This is a genomic window from Marinobacter sp. MMG032, from assembly GCF_040112695.1.
Taxonomy (GTDB): Bacteria; Pseudomonadota; Gammaproteobacteria; order Pseudomonadales; family Oleiphilaceae; genus Marinobacter; species Marinobacter salsuginis.
The window spans coordinates 2,547,853-2,564,369 of sequence record NZ_CP157802.1; the positions used below are offsets into that span (position 1 = coordinate 2,547,853).

19 protein-coding genes are annotated in these 16,517 nt (G+C 57.6%); 14 read left to right on the top strand and 5 right to left on the bottom strand.

The genetic code is table 11. The features are described 5' to 3' along the window. Positions 1-59: 59 nt before the first annotated feature. Entirely contained in the window at positions 60-872 is an 813-nt protein-coding gene (gene mutM, locus ABNF92_RS11685) for a bifunctional DNA-formamidopyrimidine glycosylase/DNA-(apurinic or apyrimidinic site) lyase (protein WP_349342221.1), read from the bottom strand. 140 nt (positions 873-1,012) lie between these two features. On the opposite strand from mutM, the gene ABNF92_RS11690 reads away from it, so the two are divergent. After that, positions 1,013-2,191 carry a fatty acid desaturase gene (locus tag ABNF92_RS11690; protein WP_349342222.1) on the top strand — a complete coding sequence of 393 codons (1,179 nt, stop codon included), beginning with the start codon at positions 1,013-1,015 and terminating at the stop codon, positions 2,189-2,191. A gap of 71 nt (positions 2,192-2,262) precedes the next feature. Here ABNF92_RS11690 and rsmD read toward each other — a convergent pair whose 3' ends face one another. Beyond that, the gene (gene rsmD / locus ABNF92_RS11695) at positions 2,263-2,913 is read right to left on the bottom strand and encodes a 16S rRNA (guanine(966)-N(2))-methyltransferase RsmD (RefSeq protein ID WP_349342223.1); all 651 of its coding nucleotides are present in this window, start codon (positions 2,911-2,913) and stop codon (positions 2,263-2,265) included. A 161-nt stretch (positions 2,914-3,074) separates the two neighbouring features. Here rsmD and ftsY point away from each other — a divergent pair, with 161 nt between their 5' ends. The 8 genes from ftsY (at position 3,075) to ABNF92_RS11735 (ending at position 11,236) form a co-directional block, all read left to right on the top strand. Further along, positions 3,075-4,268 carry a signal recognition particle-docking protein FtsY gene (gene ftsY / locus ABNF92_RS11700; RefSeq protein WP_069182261.1) on the top strand — a complete coding sequence of 398 codons (1,194 nt, stop codon included), beginning with the start codon at positions 3,075-3,077 and terminating at the stop codon, positions 4,266-4,268. Between the two features lie 29 nt (positions 4,269-4,297). Then, positions 4,298-4,990: a cell division ATP-binding protein FtsE gene (gene ftsE / locus ABNF92_RS11705; protein ID WP_136630885.1), complete on the top strand. Its 693-nt coding sequence runs from the start codon at positions 4,298-4,300 to the stop codon at positions 4,988-4,990. Beyond that, complete coding sequence (ftsX, locus tag ABNF92_RS11710) at positions 4,980-5,987, top strand: permease-like cell division protein FtsX (RefSeq protein ID WP_069182259.1); 1,008 nt, start codon at positions 4,980-4,982, stop codon at positions 5,985-5,987. Before ftsE ends, ftsX begins: the two co-directional genes overlap by 11 nt. Positions 5,988-6,179: 192 nt before the next feature. Continuing rightward, positions 6,180-7,040, top strand: coding sequence for an RNA polymerase sigma factor RpoH (gene rpoH, locus ABNF92_RS11715; protein ID WP_069182258.1), 861 nt, complete (start codon positions 6,180-6,182; stop codon positions 7,038-7,040). 236 nt (positions 7,041-7,276) lie between these two features. Then, positions 7,277-8,188: an NAD(P)-dependent oxidoreductase gene (locus ABNF92_RS11720; protein ID WP_349342224.1), complete on the top strand. Its 912-nt coding sequence runs from the start codon at positions 7,277-7,279 to the stop codon at positions 8,186-8,188. Positions 8,189-8,195: 7 nt separating this feature from the next. After that, positions 8,196-8,975 carry a hydroxypyruvate isomerase gene (hyi, locus tag ABNF92_RS11725; RefSeq protein ID WP_349342225.1) on the top strand — a complete coding sequence of 260 codons (780 nt, stop codon included), beginning with the start codon at positions 8,196-8,198 and terminating at the stop codon, positions 8,973-8,975. A 103-nt stretch (positions 8,976-9,078) separates the two neighbouring features. Then, positions 9,079-9,759 (top strand): response regulator transcription factor, encoded by a 681-nt coding sequence (locus tag ABNF92_RS11730; protein ID WP_008175694.1) that lies wholly within the window; start codon positions 9,079-9,081, stop codon positions 9,757-9,759. Beyond that, positions 9,746-11,236, top strand: a complete 1,491-nt coding sequence (locus ABNF92_RS11735; RefSeq protein ID WP_153634074.1) for a HAMP domain-containing sensor histidine kinase — start codon at positions 9,746-9,748, stop codon at positions 11,234-11,236. The genes ABNF92_RS11730 and ABNF92_RS11735 overlap by 14 nt, the downstream gene beginning before the upstream one ends. On the opposite strand, the gene ABNF92_RS11740 is transcribed toward ABNF92_RS11735, so the two are convergent. Beyond that, a complete protein-coding gene (locus ABNF92_RS11740; RefSeq protein WP_136630881.1) occupies positions 11,230-11,511 on the bottom strand; it encodes a hypothetical protein in 282 nt (93 codons plus the stop codon). The genes ABNF92_RS11735 and ABNF92_RS11740 overlap by 7 nt on opposite strands. 299 nt (positions 11,512-11,810) lie before the next feature. Here ABNF92_RS11740 and greB point away from each other — a divergent pair, with 299 nt between their 5' ends. Beyond that, positions 11,811-12,326, top strand: a complete 516-nt coding sequence (gene greB / locus ABNF92_RS11745; protein WP_136630880.1) for a transcription elongation factor GreB — start codon at positions 11,811-11,813, stop codon at positions 12,324-12,326. A gap of 110 nt (positions 12,327-12,436) precedes the next feature. After that, positions 12,437-12,898 carry a hypothetical protein gene (locus ABNF92_RS11750; protein ID WP_305966326.1) on the top strand — a complete coding sequence of 154 codons (462 nt, stop codon included), beginning with the start codon at positions 12,437-12,439 and terminating at the stop codon, positions 12,896-12,898. Between the two features lie 9 nt (positions 12,899-12,907). Here ABNF92_RS11750 and ABNF92_RS11755 read toward each other — a convergent pair whose 3' ends face one another. Together ABNF92_RS11755 and ABNF92_RS11760 are read right to left on the bottom strand one after the other, a co-directional pair. Continuing rightward, positions 12,908-13,225 (bottom strand): site-specific integrase, encoded by a 318-nt coding sequence (locus ABNF92_RS11755; RefSeq protein WP_153634070.1) that lies wholly within the window; start codon positions 13,223-13,225, stop codon positions 12,908-12,910. 133 nt (positions 13,226-13,358) lie between these two features. After that, positions 13,359-13,619 (bottom strand): acyl-CoA-binding protein, encoded by a 261-nt coding sequence (locus ABNF92_RS11760; RefSeq protein ID WP_349342226.1) that lies wholly within the window; start codon positions 13,617-13,619, stop codon positions 13,359-13,361. A gap of 277 nt (positions 13,620-13,896) precedes the next feature. On the opposite strand from ABNF92_RS11760, the gene tssB reads away from it, so the two are divergent. The 3 genes from tssB to tssE are packed head-to-tail and all read left to right on the top strand — an operon-like array spanning position 13,897 to position 16,376. Continuing rightward, positions 13,897-14,394 (top strand): type VI secretion system contractile sheath small subunit, encoded by a 498-nt coding sequence (tssB, locus tag ABNF92_RS11765; RefSeq protein WP_209399532.1) that lies wholly within the window; start codon positions 13,897-13,899, stop codon positions 14,392-14,394. A gap of 56 nt (positions 14,395-14,450) precedes the next feature. Then, positions 14,451-15,932, top strand: coding sequence for a type VI secretion system contractile sheath large subunit (gene tssC / locus ABNF92_RS11770; RefSeq protein WP_153634068.1), 1,482 nt, complete (start codon positions 14,451-14,453; stop codon positions 15,930-15,932). Positions 15,933-15,935: 3 nt separating this feature from the next. Next, a complete protein-coding gene (gene tssE, locus ABNF92_RS11775; RefSeq protein ID WP_349342227.1) occupies positions 15,936-16,376 on the top strand; it encodes a type VI secretion system baseplate subunit TssE in 441 nt (146 codons plus the stop codon). Positions 16,377-16,517: the final 141 nt, after the last annotated feature.

The window sequence follows — 16,517 nt, forward strand, 5'->3', positions numbered from 1 at the left end:
ATCATATTTGCGCATTTTCAAACGATTTTTCGTTGCTGAATGTGCCTTCTCGTAAGCGTTCAGCGCTGGCAACGTGGGCAGTAAACAGTGGATCGGTTGTTCATTCGGATTTCTTTCAACGTCGTCCCGCACTCTTTGCAGGGCTGTCCGCCGCGACCGTAGACCAACAAAGATTGGGCAAAGTAGCCGGGCTTGCCGTCGCTGTTCACAAAGTCCCGCAGGGTGGTTCCGCCCATCAGGATAGCGGCACTGAGCGTTTCCCGGATGGCTTCGGCCAGCCTGTGATAGCGGTCGAGGCTGATTCTTCCTGCTTTTCGGCGGGGATGGATGCCGGATTTGAACAGGGCTTCATTGGCGTAGATGTTGCCTGCGCCAACCACGACCTGATTATCCATGATGAACGACTTGACTGGCGTGTTCTTGCCGCGGGAGAGGCGGAACAGGTGCGCACCATTGAATTCGGGAGCCAGGGGTTCGGGGCCGAGATGGCTGATCAGCGGGTGCTCTTCGGCAGAGTCGGCCCAGAGCCAGCAGCCAAACCTTCGGGGATCATTGAATCGCAGGATTACCCCGGATTGTAACGCCAGATCGATATGATCATGGGTCAGCGGTGGTGTGTTGTCGGTGATGATGCGCAGGCTGCCGGACATGCCGAGGTGAACAATGACCGTGCCCTGCATCATATTAAGGAACAAATATTTGGCACGCCGATCAACATTCTCTATGCGCTGGCCTTCCAGGCGTTCTGCCAGATCGGCAGGAACAGGCCAGCGCAGGCTGCCATTGCGCACGGTAACCCGAATGATGGTCTCGCCCTCGCAATAGGGTGCAATGCCGCGACGGGTGGTTTCTACTTCTGGTAATTCTGGCACGGACGGGAATCTCCGGTGGAAAACGCATAAGTGTAATCAGTAACAATTTTGCATCCAAATGCTGTTGTTGTAGCTTACAGCTGTAAGCTAAAGTGGCTGAGTTGGCCATGGGCCAAAGATAATGATTTTGAGGATTAGCTATGTGGTTTAATGGTCTTCTTGACCTGTCGGTGATGCAGCTCATTCTGGTCACCCTCGGAATGACACACGTCACGATTGTCAGTGTAACGCTCTATCTGCATCGCCATTCGGCGCATAACTCGCTGGACCTGCACCCGGTATTGAAGCACTTCTTCCGGTTCTGGCTGTGGTTGACCACCGCCCAGAACACCAAGGAGTGGACGGCTATCCACCGCAAACACCACGCCAAATGCGAAACCGAAGAAGATCCCCATAGCCCGGTGGTGTTGGGTATTCGCAAGGTTCTGTTCCAGGGCGCCGAGCTCTACGCCGAATCCGCGACCCCGGAAACGCTCGAACGCTACGGCCAGCGCACCCCGGAAGACTGGGTGGAGCGGAACGTATACAGCCGCCATAAAATGCTGGGCATCGCTTTGATGGCAGTCATCAACCTCGCCCTGTTCGGTGTTCACGGTATCTGGATCTGGGCAGTACAGATGATGTGGATCCCGGTTTGGGCGGCTGGCGTTGTTAACGGAATTGGTCACTGGATGGGTTACCGGAACTACGAGTGCGCCGACAACGCCCGCAACATCAGTCCGCTGGGCCTGCTGATTGGCGGAGAAGAGCTGCACAACAACCACCACACCTACCCGAACTCTTCCAAGCTGTCCCGTCGCTGGTTTGAGGTGGATATTGGCTGGGGCTACATACGTCTGTTCCAGTTGTTCGGCATGGCCAAGCCCAAGGGCTATCGTCCCATTGCTCATCATGTGCCGGGTAAACTTGAGGTTGACGTAGAAACCGTTCAGGCGATTGCCAACAACCGGTTCGACATCATGCGCCAGTACCGCAAGCGCGTCATGGAGCCGGTGTTGCGTCAGCAGAAGTCTCTGATGGACGACGAGATTCGGCCGCGGTATCGGAAGCTCAAGCAGTTGCTTTCTCGTGAGATTACGCTGATCCACCCCAAGGAAAAAGAAACCCTTGAATCGGTACTGGAGCGCAACGCGGTGCTGCGCCAGATCTACGAGAAGAGCCATGAACTGCAGTCGCTCTGGCGTCAGCGTGGGCTCAAGCCCCAGGACAAGCTCAACGCGTTGATGGAGTGGTGCCGGGAGGCGGAAGCCAGCGGTATCCGGTATCTTGAGGAGTTCGCCGAGCACCTTCGGGCCTACTCGCTGCGCCCTGCTGTCTGAGACAGTCAGGTCGCTGAACAAGGGGTTGGGTGAGCGCGTTCACCTGGCCCTTTTTTCTTTCAGGCCCCTTGCTATTCCGGGTCTATGGCTTTTCGGAAAAGGCAGTAGGTGACCTGCCCCGCGCTTTTTTGCCGATGCAGATGCCATGACCCAGGCACTGCCGGTGTTGGCAATTCGCTCTCGTGTTCCACGTAAACCCAGCCGCCGGATTTGATCCAGCCCTGCTCATCCAGTAATGGAAACAGTTTCTCCAGCCAGCCCTGTCGGAACGGTGGGTCCATGAAAACGATGTCGAACGGCGGCCGGTTTCTCTGACGCAGGTAGCTCTCGACATCTGCGCACACCACGTCTCCGGTGTCAGACTTCAATAACCTGAGGTTGTCCCTGAGTGCCTTGGCCAGGGCAGGCGTATGATCCACGAGGGTGGCACCTGCGGAACCTCTGGACAGTGCTTCCAGGCCAAGCGCGCCGGAGCCGGCGAACAGGTCGAGACAATCACTGCCTGCCAGGTGAAAGTTAAGCCAGTTGAACAGGGTTTCCCGGGTGCGGGCGGGGGTTGGTCGCACACCACCGGCATCCGGAAAACGCAGTTTCCGGCTGCGCCAGTCACCGCCGATAATGCGCAGTTCGCCGGTGCCGTTATTAGCGGGTGCGGCCCCGGTACCGCGACCGGTCGGGTTTCTTTTCGAAAGGCTGTGGCTGGTGGATTTTCGGCGCGCCATCGTCGCAGCTCCGGGACTGTGCGGGGTTCTGGGTATCTGCGCGCATCTTACCGGAAACCGGGCCTCGCGCGATAATCCGGGTGGCCCTCACTTCATCGGGACAGTCTGCTAGAATGTCGGCTTTCTTTGTCCCGCCCATTCAGACTGATGGATTGACTTTTATGACGGCAGAGTGGATTTCAATCGGCCTTCTGGCCCTTCTTGTGCTTGTATTTGTTCTGGATATCGCCGGAAACCGCAGCCGGGCACCGCGCCCGAAGCCGGTGCCGCAGCGCAAGCCAGAGGTTGCCAGAGGGGCGGCACCGGAGCCGGAAAAAGCCGAGAGCGAAACGCCTGCCACTCCAGAGCCGCAACCAGAGTCGGTGGCTGAACCAGAGCCGGCCCTGGAGCCTCAGCCCGCAGAAGAGCCCCAGAAAGCACCGGAACCCGAGCCCCAGGTCAGCGTTTTCGAACGCATCAAAAAGGGATTGGGTAAGACCCGGGCGAGCCTGACCGGTGGTCTGTCAGACCTGTTCTCCCTGAGCAAGAAAATTGATGAGGACCTGCTCGAGGAAATCGAAACCACGCTGTTAATGGCGGATGTTGGCGTTACCGCCACTTCTGAGATCATTGAATCGCTCACCGACAAACTTGAGCGCAATCAGCTCAAGGACGGTGAGGCCCTGCGACAGGCGTTACGGGATGAATTGCACGGGCTGCTGAAGGATGTGACCAGGCCCCTGGAAATCGACTCCGGCAAGACCCCCTACGTCATCCTCATGGTGGGCGTGAACGGCGTGGGCAAGACCACCACCATCGGCAAGCTTACCAAGAAATTCCAGAACGAAGGCAAATCGGTCATGCTGGCCGCCGGCGATACCTTCCGTGCTGCGGCGGTCGAGCAGTTGCAGGTCTGGGGTGAGCGCAACAATGTGCCGGTGGTGGCACAACACACCGGTGCTGACAGTGCCTCGGTGATTTTCGATGCCATCCAGTCAGCCAAATCCCGTGGCGTAGATGTCGTGATCGCCGATACCGCCGGTCGTCTGCAGAACAAGGATAACCTGATGCAGGAGCTGGAGAAGGTGGTCCGTGTGATGAAGAAACTGGACGAATCTGCGCCCCACGAAGTCATGCTGGTGCTGGATGCGGGCACCGGCCAGAACGCCCTGAGCCAGGCGCAGGTGTTCCAGCAGGCTGTGGGCGTGAGTGGCATTACATTGACGAAACTGGACGGCACGGCCAAAGGCGGTATTGTGTTTGCCATTGCCCGTCAGTTGCAGTTGCCGATCCGGTTTATTGGTGTTGGTGAGCAGGTGGATGATCTGCGCAGCTTCGATGCCGAAACCTTTGTGGATGCCCTGTTTGACGAATAGCCCGGAATCCAGCCGCGCGGAAACCGCCCATGATTGAGTTTCGCCAGGTCACCAAGCGCTACGACAGTGATCATACCGCCCTGCGTCAGGTCAACTTTGGCCTGGAGCGCGGCGAGCTGGCGTTTCTGACCGGCCATTCCGGTGCGGGTAAAAGTACCCTGCTGAAACTGATCATGGTGATGGAACGCCCCAGTGCCGGCGAGGTGGTGGTAGGTGGACAGGTTCTGAACCGCTTGCCCCGCCGCCAGATTCCCTATATCCGACGCCATATCGGCGTGGTCTTCCAGAACCACCAGTTGTTGTTCGATCGCACCGTTTTCGACAACGTCGCCATGCCCCTTGAAGTCATGGGTGCTTCACCCAGAGACACCGGCCGGCGTGTGCGCGCAGCGCTAGACAAGGTCGGGTTGTTGCAGAAGGAAAAAATGAACCCGATGCAGCTCTCCGGCGGTGAGCAGCAGCGCGTCGGTATTGCCCGGGCGGTGGTCAACAAACCCCCGGTACTGCTGGCGGATGAGCCGACAGGTAACCTGGACCCGGCGCTGTCCGCCGACATCATGAATCTGTTCGGGCAGTTCAGCCAGGTGGGCGTTACCGTGTTGATCGCAACCCACGATATTGCCCTGATCAATGAGATGGGGCGGCGAACATTGAAGCTGGATCATGGTCGCCTGGTTGCTGGCGGCACCTCGGTTATTGGCGGAGGTGTCAGTGGCCGCTGATCCGCGTAAAAAGCCGCAACCTGCACGAGGCGCCAACAAGGCCCGGTCGCCCTGGCGTGAGCAGGCTGAGAGCTATTTCACCCATCATCGCAAGGTTGCCGAGGATAGTGCCCGGCGTCTCTGGCGCAATCCGGTGGCCAGTTTGATGACCTGGACCGTGATGGGCGTTGCCCTGGCCTTGCCGGTGGCGCTGCTGTTGCTGCTCACCAGTCTCCAGGGCGTAAGTGCGGGCTGGGAAAGCAGTGCCCGGGTGACCGCTTACATTGAGCTGACTGTGCCGCTTGAGCGGGCACGGGTGTTGAGCAGTGACATTGCCAGCGACGGCCGGGTGGCCGGTGTCGAGCTGGTTGATCGGGACCAGGCCCTGGAAGAATTTCGGGCCTCATCGGGCCTGGAAGATGCCCTGGATTATCTCGAAGACAACCCTCTGCCACATACCCTGCTGATTACCCCTGAGGAAGGCGCCCGTTCCACCGAGGGGGTGGAAGGCCTTGTTCGGTTTATTGAAGGCATGGAAGGCGTCGAGCGGGTTCAGGTGGACCTCGGCTGGTTGCAGCGTCTGAACGCCATGACGGATCTTCTGGCCCGTGCGGTCTGGGCACTGGCGATTCTGCTGGCTGCTGCGGTTGTGCTGGTGATCGGCAACACGGTCCGTCTTTCGATTGAGAGTCGCCGGGACGAAATTCTGGTTGCGAAACTGGTGGGCGGAACGGACAGCTTTGTCCGCAGGCCCTTTCTGTACACCGGCGCATGGTTTGGGCTCGGTGGCGGGATTGTGGCGCTGATTCTGTTGCAGTTGTCTCTGTGGTGGCTCAGCGGGCCCATAGAGCGGCTGGCAGGGCTGTATCGGAGTGATTTTTCCCTCGACGGTTTGCAGTTTGATGGGGCACTGGCGTTGATAATTGTTGCGATGCTGCTAGGCTGGCTGGGCGCCTGGGTCGCTGTGAAACGTCATCTGGATGACATGGAGCCGGGTGATATTGCCGGAGGCGGATGATCCGGATAGCGGGAAAACCGTATTGAAGAAACAGCTTCTGCTGGCGTAATTTCGAAGCCAGCAAAGCCAAGGTGAAATTTTCAGGTAGTTGATTTAGAACGTTTTACTGGAGATTTCGGGAACTTTCAGAGTTCTTGGCGGTCCAAAAAGTAGTTGGTATATTTAAGGGCCGTCGGGTTCGGAGGTTAGAGCATGGGTACGAGTTTACAACTGGTTGACAGACTGGTTCCGGGTCAGAATCTCGAGTCTTACATTCAGGCTGCGAGCCGCATCCCGGTGCTCACAGTGGACGAAGAACGGGAGCTGGCTGAAAGGCTCCATTATGAGGGCGACGTAGAGGCCGCCCGTCAGCTGGTTATGTCTCACCTGCGCTTTGTGATTCACATTGCCCGGAGCTATTCGGGTTATGGTCTGGCTCAGGCGGATCTGATTCAGGAAGGTAACGTTGGCCTGATGAAGGCGGTCAAACGGTTCAATCCGGAATACGGTGTGCGCCTGGTGTCCTTTGCCGTTCACTGGATCAAGGCAGAGATTCACGAGTTTATTCTGCGCAACTGGCGGATTGTGAAAGTGGCCACTACAAAGGCCCAGCGCAAGTTGTTCTTCAATCTGCGCAGCCAGAAGAAGAAGCTTGCCTGGCTCAGCCATGATGAGCTGAACGCGGTTGCCGAAGATCTGGGTGTCGAGCCACGGGTGGTCCGTGAAATGGAAGGCCGACTGGCTTCCCAGGATACGGCGTTCGATGGTCCGCAGGACGACGATGACGATAACGCTTATCAGGCACCGGCGTATTATCTGGAAGATGCTCGCAGCAATCCGGCCACTCAACTGGAGAACGCCGATTGGTCCGACGATTCCAACGGCAGGCTGATGCAGGCTCTGGAGCAGCTGGATGAGCGCAGCCAGGATATTCTTCGGGAGCGCTGGTTGTCCGAAAGCAAGTCGACGTTGCATGAGTTGGCGGACAAATACGGCGTGTCGGCGGAGCGCATCCGGCAGCTTGAGAAAAATGCGATGAAGAAGATTCGCATGCAGATGGTTGAGGCGGCCTGACCAGGCGGCCCAATCCCGCGACTGAGTCGTTAAAACGCCACCACCGGTTCCGGTTGGTGGCGTTTTTGTTTGTATAATCGGAAACTTTACCTTGGGGGCAGAAGCGATTGGGTGGGCCTTTCCAAAACACGCTGTGAATACGTCCATGTACGCTCGGCTCCGCCATCCATGGCTCCGCACGGTTTTGGAAAGGCCCACCCAATCCCTTCTCAAACCTTTGTGCAAAGGCCTGAAATATGACTGATAAACACCTTCATATCGCATTTCTCGGTATCGGCCTCATGGGCGCGCCCATGACCCGTAACCTCCTGAACGCGGGCTTTCCGATGACCTTGTGGAACCGCACGTCTAGCAAGTGCGAGCCCTTTGCCTCTGAAGCAACCATTGGCAAATCCCCGGCGGAGGCGGTTGCCAATGCCGATGTGGTGATCACCATGCTGGAGAACAGCGATGTGGTGGAGCAGGTGCTGGTTAAGCAGGGGGCTCTTGAGGCACTGAAGCCGGGGGCGCTGGTGATTGATATGAGCTCCATCCAGCCTTCTGTGGCCCGGCGGCATGCTGAGCTGGCGGCGGAGCGGGGTGCTGGGTATGTGGATGCGCCGGTGTCCGGAGGTACTGTAGGTGCTGCGGAAGCTCGTCTGAGTATTATGGCGGGTGGTTCCGAAGCCGATGTCGATCGTGCCCGGCCGGTGTTTGAAGCGCTCGGCAAATGCACCCGTATCGGGCCTGTGGGCTCAGGGCAATTGGCGAAGCTGGCCAATCAGGCTATTGTTGGAATCACCATTGGTGCCGTGTCCGAGGCGCTGCTGCTTGCGGCGAAAGGGGGTGCGGATCCATCGGCCGTCCGAGAGGCGTTGCTGGGTGGGTTCGCTGGTAGCCGGATTCTGGAGCTGCATGGGCAGCGGATGATTGACCGTGACTTTGCCCCCGGTGCGCCAGCACGGATTCAGCTCAAGGACATGCGGATGATCCTGGATGAGGCCCGGGCGGAAGGGCTGACCCTGCCCCTGGCCCAGCAGACTCACAACGAGTACCTGTCGCTGGTGGCGAATGGCCACAGTGATGTCGACCATAGCGGCCTGTTGCTGGAGCTGGAGCATCTGAACGGTGCCCTGCTTGGCTCCCTTGGCCGCGGCCCGAAGGAGTAATCACGCCATGCCCCGTTTTGCTGCCAACCTGTCGATGCTGTTTACGGAAGTGGATTTCCCCGAGCGCTTCGCCATGGCCCGGGCCGCCGGCTTTGAGGGGGTGGAGTATCTGTTCCCTTACGCCTACCCCAAAGACCTGCTCAAGGATCTTCTGAACGATAACAAACTGTCCCAGGTGTTGTTCAACCTGCCGCCCGGCGACTGGGATGCTGGGGAGAGGGGTATCGCCTGCCTGCCGGACCGGGTTGAGGAGTTCCAGGCCGGCGTGGATCAGGCGATCGACTATGCCAAAGCCCTGGGCTGTCGGCGGCTAAACTGCCTGGCGGGCCTGAAACCCGATCATGTCTCAGATGAGATTGCCTGGAACACGCTGGCGAACAATGTCGCCTGGGCAGCCCCCAGGCTTGCGGAGGAGGGTATCACCCTGTGTCTGGAAGCCATCAATTCGCGCGTGGACATGCCAGGCTTTGTTCTGGATACCTCCGGCAAGGTACTTGCGTTGATTGAGGAAGTGGATGCGGACAACGTGCGCCTGCAGTACGACCTTTACCACTTGCAGATTATGGAAGGGGATCTGGTGCGCTCCATGGAGTGCCTGTTGCCCTGGATCGGCCACATTCAGTTTGCCGACAACCCCGGCCGACACGAGCCCGGTACCGGGGAGATTAACTTTTCGAATGTTTTTGCGGCCATCGATGCCATGGGGTATGACGGCTGGGTAAGCGCGGAATACCGGCCTACCGGGGCAACGGGCGACAGTCTTGGCTGGTTTTCAGGCAAGCTCTGACCGTCGCCATTGGCGACACCCTCTTACAAGATCGTAACTGGCCGGGTTGCCAACTTCTTCGTACCCTTGTCCTATCTGTAATCCGCTATCGGGAGGAGAACCGGTGAAAGCGCTGGTAATCGAAGACGATCAGGACGTTGCAAATTATCTTGTCAAAGGGCTGAAGGAATCCGACTTCGTGGTCGACCATGCGGCCGATGGCAAGGAAGGCATGATGATGGCGGCCAGCGAAGATTACGACATCATGATTGTAGATCGCATGCTGCCCGGCATGGACGGTCTCTCCATTATCAAGACCGTGCGGGCGACTGGAAACCAGGTGCCGGTTTTGATTCTCAGTGCCCTGGGTGATGTAGACGACCGTGTTGAAGGTTTGCGAGGCGGTGGCGACGATTACCTGACCAAGCCGTTTTCGTTCACCGAACTGTTGGCTCGGATCGAATCCCTGGTTCGTCGTAATCGCCAGTCCGCAGAGACCGAAACGGTATTGCGGGTGGCGGATCTGGAAATGGATCTTCTGGCGCGGACTGTCAAGCGGGCCGGACAGAATATCGATGTCCAGCCCCGGGAATTCCGTTTGCTGGAGTACCTGATGCGTAATGCCGGTCAGGTGGTGACCCGGACCATGCTGTTGGAGAAGGTCTGGGATTATCATTTTGATCCCCAGACCAACGTGATTGACGTGCACATCAGCCGGCTGAGAGCCAAGATCGACAAGGAATTCGATACACCCTTACTGCAGACCATCCGGGGTGCAGGGTACATGTTACGTGAAACTGCTTAGCCAGCTCAGGACATCATCCTTCCAGCTAGCCCTGCTGTACATGGTGGTGTTTGCCACCTCGGTATTCCTGTTACTGGCCTTTATCTACTGGCGTACGGCGGGCTTCATGACCGCCCAGACCGACGAAACCATCGAGGCGGAGATCGCCGGTCTGGCGGAGCAGTATCGTGGCCGTGGTGTGAACGGCCTGATCACCATTATCCGTGAGCGTGTTGCCCGCGACCCTAACGCCAAATCCATCTACCTGCTGACGACCGACGATTTCCTCAAGCTGGCCGGCAATATTGAAACCTGGCCGGAAGGCAGTCGTTCCGAAAGTGGCTGGATCAATTTCACTCTGAACGAATCGGTGGGCTGGAACGGGCCCGAGCGTCTGGCCCGAGCCCGCATCTTCGAGGTGCAGGGTGGCATGCGCTTGCTTGTGGGGCGCGATGTCGACGAACTTACCAACCTGAAGCGGGTGATCGAAACCGCCATCAACTGGGGAATGGGAATCACCCTTGCCTTGGCGTTACTCGGTGGTTTCTTGATGAGCCGAAGTACGACCCGGCGCATCGAGGTTATCAACAACACCTCCCGCCGGATCATGAACGGCCATCTGTCCCTGAGAATTCCAACTCGTGGCACCGACGATGATTTTGACCAGCTGGCAGAAAACCTGAACCAGATGCTGGACCGGATTGTGTACCTGATGGAAGGCATCCGGCACGTCTCCGACAGCATTGCCCACGATTTGCGCACCCCCCTGACCCGACTGCGCAACCAGCTGGAAAACACACTGATGTCGGTGGATAACGATGAAGCAAGGGAGCAGGCGGGCCGCGCAGTGGCGGAAGCCGACCAGTTGCTGGCCACCTTCAACGCTCTGTTGCGCATCGCACGTTTGGAAACCCGCGGCAATACCGCAGACATGAAACCTGTGCCTCTGGACGAGCTGGTTGCGGATGCCTGCGAACTCTATGAAGCCCTGGCCGAGGACAAAGACCAATCGTTTGAACAGGATCTGCAAAGCGGTGTGAAGATCGAGGGTGACCGGGACCTCCTGTTCCAGATGGTCAGCAACCTGATTGATAATGCCATCAAATACACGCCTGAACACGGCGTTATAGGCGTCTCGGTTCGGCGGGAAGATTCGGAAGCCGTCTTCGAAGTTCGCGACAGTGGCATCGGTATTCCCGATGCGGAGAAAGACCAGGTTTTCCAGCGCTTTTATCGAGTGGGCAAGAGCCGTTCGTTACCGGGGAACGGGCTGGGCCTGAGCCTGGTGAGCGCTGTTGCGGAAATCCACCAGGGCCGGATCGTTTTGAGCGATACTCATCCGGGAGAAGAGTCGCCGGGGCTGACTGTGGCTGTAAAGATCCCTGCCTTTAGCGAGGCCCGCAAACGCATTCGAGCGACCCAGGCAGAGCAGTCGGCAGATTCGGCGGCCGGGGAAACCCAAGCCGCCTCTCAATCCACCGGCGTGAAGACTCACTGACTGGCGCGGAACCGGTTGATCTTCGAAAGCACCGGGCCGATCAGCGCATCTTTGCGGGATTCGATCTCGTGGGTAATCTTCTCAAATTGCGAACGGCGACGATTTACCCGTACCTGAATGCTGTCCCATTCGCCTTCCAGATGCTTCTGTTCTGCCGCCAGGAAAGCCGCGATGTTGTGCCGGTTGACCTTGCCGGTGATTCCGTACTGATCCAGACGATAGCCAAGGGCATCCACGCCATTGAGAGCCATATTCAGCAGCGTTTCGGTATTCATGTTGATTTCTCCAAAAGTGGAATCTGCAAAAACGTATAACACCAACGCTATGCTTCGTTCCTAGAGTCTGCAACCTAATTCCGGGTGCCAGCGTTCATCGATACCCTGACTAAAAGGTAATTCCTCGGCCACGATGGTGTAACCAACGGTGTGCATAATTGAAACTGTAGCTTTGGAAGCCTGCAGATTTGTTGCTTGCTTCTCCCTCCAGCACAGCGCTAGCCTTACCCCGTTTTTACGGGGTTTTTTTATGCCCTGAATTTTTCTGATTTCCAGCTGCAGAGGACGTTACAAGACCAATGAGTCAGGTTCCCGGTAATGGTGGCCCGCGCCCCAGATACATCACGCCGGAGGGCGAACAGGCCCTGCGGGAAGAATTGCAGTATCTCTGGAAGGTGAAACGCCCGGAGGTTACCCAGGCCGTACGTGAAGCTGCTGCCCTTGGCGATCGGTCCGAGAACGCGGAATACATCTACGGCAAGAAGCAGTTGCGGGAAATCGATCGCCGGGTCCGCTTCCTGAGCAAACGCCTTGAAGAGCTGACCGTGGTTGACCGTCTGCCGGATGACCGGGAAAAAGTGTTCTTTGGTGCCTGGGTGACGGTGGAAGACGAAGACGGTGAGGAACAGACCTATCGTCTTGTCGGCGCGGATGAGTTCGATCTGACCAAAGGCTATCTCAGCATCAACTCCCCCCTGGCCCGGGCGCTGATTGGCAAACGACTGGACGACGAGGTGAGCGTTCGCACCCCCGAAGGCTGGAAGTCGGTGTTCGTGGTGGGTATTCGCTACCAGGCGCCTGAAGACGACAAGTGAATGATGTCACAAAATTGGCGAGTGCCCGGGCAGCTTGACGGATTTGTCGATAAACTGATCAAAATTTGTCGCAACTGGTCGCAGACAGGATCGTCTGCCGGGGAAATGCCATGGGTAAGCGTGGAAAAGTCGGAATCGTTCAGCGCAGGGTAAGCAGGCCGTTAGTGTTGGCGGGGCTTGTCGCGGCGTGGGCCGTTGCAGGTGGGGTGTTTGCCCAGAGCGACAATCAGGAAAGCGCTTTCAAGTATGAAGAGCGCTCTACCATTCACACCATCCAGCTGAATTCCATGGAGGAGGAAACTCTGGCCAATACGGTCATTGAAGGTGGTCTGACAGCTCCGGCTGCGGGCGTACCGCTCAAACCAAGGGTCGAAGACGACTTTTACCTCGATCCGCTTGGTCTTCGCCCCGGTGACAGCCGCACTGACCTTGGCCGCTCACAGATCCCGGTGGAGTTCCGTTTCAGCAATCCAAAATCCATTCCCGGGCAGACTCACAGCAACAACTACGTGATCCGCCCACCCGAGAACCGCACCTACGACGCGCTGAACATCAATATGAACGAGCGTTGAGACAGGCGTTCAGGCTGCTGCGCAGCCGTTGTCCCCCGCGGGCGTCTTACCAAGTACATCTTCGTAGAAAAATGTCAGCGCCTGGCTGGCCTGATTGAAACGCGCCCGGGATACCCGCATGCGTTCGTTCAGGTAGTCCAAAAACTTCTGGCGGTCTTCATTGGCCAGTGCATCGGGATCTTTCATGTCGCTGAACAGCACGAATCGGGTGATCCAGTGCAGGTAGGTCTGCTCTGAGCGTTGATTGAGCTTGTGCTGATGAATGGCGTCCTTGACCCGTGCCACCAAGCCTGGCTGGGACTGTTCCAGCGCTTCTGTGATGTCCATAAATAACTCTTGCTGATGAATTGGTATTGTTATTTTGGGCGCATCTTATGACAAGAGATTTACGAGCGCAAAGCTTTATTCAGGAAGATTGACTCTGGTCATTTTCTGACCAGAGTCTGGACTGGAAGGCCGATTACTTCAGGGCTTCGAGCTTGTCGATGTACTTCTGCATGGCGTCATCGCTGGACATGCCTTTGAGTTTCTCCCAGGCATCGAATTTGGCGCGGCCCACGAAATCCATCATGCCCGGGCGCTTGCCGGACACATCGCCCTCGGTGGCCTGCTTGTACAGCGCATAGAATTCCAGTTTCATCTCGTTGGAGGGCTTGAAGTCGCCTTCGGCGGTCTGGATGTAGTTGACGGCTTCGTTGAAGCGGGTTTTCAGGTCACTCATGTTGATCTCCGTATGGTTCTACTTTGGTCCTGTTTGTTGGCCGAGTATAGCCACAGCCGCCGGCTCCGTCATTGACTGAATCTTTCCAGGGAATTGTCGGAAGGGGAAATGCCGGGGTTCTGGCAAAAGCTTGCCCGGGTGCACATTCCGGAATAATGCTGGCCAGTTTTTGCTTGAGAAAGACAAATGATCTGTGTACAGTTTTTGGCGTTGCGTGCCAGGAAGGTGCGTACAAGGGATTGAACAACTGCAAATGATTTGCACAGGGAGCAAGCGCATGTCTTCAAAAGACGGTTCCGTCGCGCCTAAAGAGCGCATCAATATTAAATATGTCCCCGCCACCGGAGATCAGCAGGCCGAAACCGAATTGCCGCTGAAAATGTTCGTGGTTGGCGATTTCAAGGGACACGCCGAAGAAACCCCCATCGAAGATCGCAAGGCCATTTCCGTCGACAAGAACAATTTCCGTTCTGTCATGAAAGAAGCCGGCCTGACCCTTTCTACCACTGTGACCAACAAACTGGATGAGGAAACCGACGAACTACCGGTAAACCTGGAATTCCAGACCCTCGATGATTTTTCCCCCGACAGTGTCGCCCGTCAGGTGCCTGAGCTGAATAAGTTGATAGAGCTGCGGGAAGCCCTCGTGGCCCTGAAAGGCCCACTGGGTAACGTACCGTCGTTCCGTTCCAAGCTGCAGGAACTGCTGGACAACGACGACGCACGGGACAAGCTGCTGGCCGAACTGGAACTGGCTACCGACAGCAACGAGTAAGCGAACGTACACTCATAACGTTCGATTGAATTCAAAACGTACTAAAGGGACGTGGTATGTCTGATACTGCCGTGCAGCACTCTGCTGCCTCCGAATCCGTTGCCGAAGGGTCCTTGCTGGACCAGGTCATGGCCAACAGCCGCATGGCGCCGGCGGATGAGGGTTACGATGTTGCCCGCAAGGGCGTGGCAACGTTTATTGCCAACCTGCTGAAAAGCGACGAAAAAGGCCAGCCGGTCAACAAGGCCCTGGTGGACCAGATGGTGGTGGAGCTGGATCGCAAGATCAGCGCCCAGATGGATGAGATCCTGCACGCGCCCAAGCTGCAGGAGCTCGAATCCTCCTGGCGCGGCCTGAAGCTGATGGTCGATCGCACCGACTTCCGCGAGAACATCAAGGTGGACATCCTTCACGCCACCAAGACCGAGTTACTTGAAGACTTCGAATTCGCGCCGGACGTTACCCAGACCGGTTTCTACAAGCACATCTATTCCACGGAATATGGCCAGTTCGGTGGTGAGCCGGTGGGCGCCGTGGTGGGCAACTACGCGTTTACCCCGTCGACGCCGGACATGAAGCTGCTACAGTACGTGTCCTCGGTAGGTGCCATGGCCCATGCGCCGTTTCTGTCCTCCGTAGCTCCGTCGTTCTTCGGCGTCGACAGCTACCAGGAACTGCCGGCCATCAAGGAACTGAAGGCCGTGTTCGAGGGCCCGAAATACGCCAAGTGGCGCTCCCTGCGTGAATCTGAAGACGCCCGCTATCTGGGCCTCACTTCGCCGCGCTTCCTGTTGCGGGTGCCGTACGATCCTACGGAAAACCCGGTGCGCAGCTTCAACTACAAGGAAGACGTCTCGGGCGATCACGAGCACTACCTGTGGGGTAACACCGCCTATCTGCTGGCCACCCGCCTGACCGAAAGCTTCGCCAAGTACCGCTGGTGCCCGAACATCATCGGTCCTCAGAGCGGCGGCGCCGTCGAGGACCTGCCGGTGCACCTGTTCGAGTCGTTCGGCCAGCTTGAGGCCAAGATCCCGACGGAGGTGCTGATCACCGACCGTCGCGAATACGAAATGGCCGACGAGGGTTTCATCGCCCTGACCATGCGCAAGGGCAGCGACAACGCAGCCTTCTTCTCGGCCAACTCGGTGCAGAAACCCAAGCAGTTCCCGAACACCAAGGAAGGCAAGGAGGCGGAGACCAACTACAAGCTGGGCACACAGCTGCCGTACATGATGATCGTGAACCGTTTGGCCCACTACATCAAAGTGCTGCAGCGGGAGCAGATCGGCTCATGGAAAGAGCGCCAGGACCTGGAGCGGGAGTTGAACACATGGATTCGCCAGTACGTGGCCGATCAGGAAAATCCGCCCGCGGAAGTCCGCAGCCGCCGCCCCCTACGCGCGGCACAGGTCACCGTCTCTGACGTGGAAGGCGATCCGGGTTGGTACCAGGTGTCCCTGGCCGTGCGTCCCCACTTCAAGTACATGGGTGCCAACTTCGAACTGTCACTGGTTGGCCGGCTGGACAAGGACTGATCCGTGTTCCGGCACTCGGCCAGCGACGGATCGCAGGCCGGCAGCGGCAGCCTGTTCGAACGACTGGAACAGGCAGCCGAACCGGCCGGCCAGAGTATGGGAGACGTCACCCACGTTGTGGAATCCATCAAGCGCCATCTGGTTCGGCTGCTGAACGCCCACCCGGGCAACAGTGCCAGCGTACCGGACCTGGGCTTGCTGGACTTCAACGACGCCACGCTCGGCACCCACGATCTGAGCGTCCAGATCCGAGGCGCGATCCGGCAGTGCATTGAAAAGTTCGAACCCAGGGTGAAGCGTGTGGATGTGGTCAATCTGCCGCAGGGACCGGACCCGTTGCAATTGCGGTTTCAGGTGACGGTCTATCTCAACGTCGGTTCGAAAGACGACAAAACCACCATAGATTTGGTTCTGGATGACAAACGTTACTACCAGGTGGTGTGACGGAAACGATCAGTAAACACCAAGGATGGCGAGAGTCGGTAGGGATGCTTTTCTGCAGGGAAAAAAGATGTCTGAGCGCAGCGAGTTGTTTTTTCCCGGAAGAAAAGTATACCGACCGGCTCATACTCCCAAGGATTGGGT

Bases quoted from the DNA above. Each gene is read 5' to 3' on its own strand.
- tssC (WP_153634068.1), top strand. From the start codon at position 14,451: ATGTCTGATACTGCCGTGCAGCACTCTGCTGCCTCCGAATCCGTTGCC.
- rpoH (WP_069182258.1), top strand. From the start codon at position 6,180: ATGGGTACGAGTTTACAACTGGTTGACAGACTGGTTCCGGGTCAGAAT.
- ABNF92_RS11750 (WP_305966326.1), top strand. From the start codon at position 12,437: ATGGGTAAGCGTGGAAAAGTCGGAATCGTTCAGCGCAGGGTAAGCAGG.
- greB (WP_136630880.1), top strand. From the start codon at position 11,811: ATGAGTCAGGTTCCCGGTAATGGTGGCCCGCGCCCCAGATACATCACG.
- ABNF92_RS11720 (WP_349342224.1), top strand. From the start codon at position 7,277: ATGACTGATAAACACCTTCATATCGCATTTCTCGGTATCGGCCTCATG.
- ABNF92_RS11740 (WP_136630881.1), bottom strand. From the start codon at position 11,511: ATGAATACCGAAACGCTGCTGAATATGGCTCTCAATGGCGTGGATGCC.
- ABNF92_RS11690 (WP_349342222.1), top strand. From the start codon at position 1,013: ATGTGGTTTAATGGTCTTCTTGACCTGTCGGTGATGCAGCTCATTCTG.
- ABNF92_RS11760 (WP_349342226.1), bottom strand. From the start codon at position 13,619: ATGAGTGACCTGAAAACCCGCTTCAACGAAGCCGTCAACTACATCCAG.
- ABNF92_RS11755 (WP_153634070.1), bottom strand. From the start codon at position 13,225: ATGGACATCACAGAAGCGCTGGAACAGTCCCAGCCAGGCTTGGTGGCA.
- rsmD (WP_349342223.1), bottom strand. From the start codon at position 2,913: ATGGCGCGCCGAAAATCCACCAGCCACAGCCTTTCGAAAAGAAACCCG.
- hyi (WP_349342225.1), top strand. From the start codon at position 8,196: ATGCCCCGTTTTGCTGCCAACCTGTCGATGCTGTTTACGGAAGTGGAT.
- ftsE (WP_136630885.1), top strand. From the start codon at position 4,298: ATGATTGAGTTTCGCCAGGTCACCAAGCGCTACGACAGTGATCATACC.
- ftsY (WP_069182261.1), top strand. From the start codon at position 3,075: ATGACGGCAGAGTGGATTTCAATCGGCCTTCTGGCCCTTCTTGTGCTT.
- tssB (WP_209399532.1), top strand. From the start codon at position 13,897: ATGTCTTCAAAAGACGGTTCCGTCGCGCCTAAAGAGCGCATCAATATT.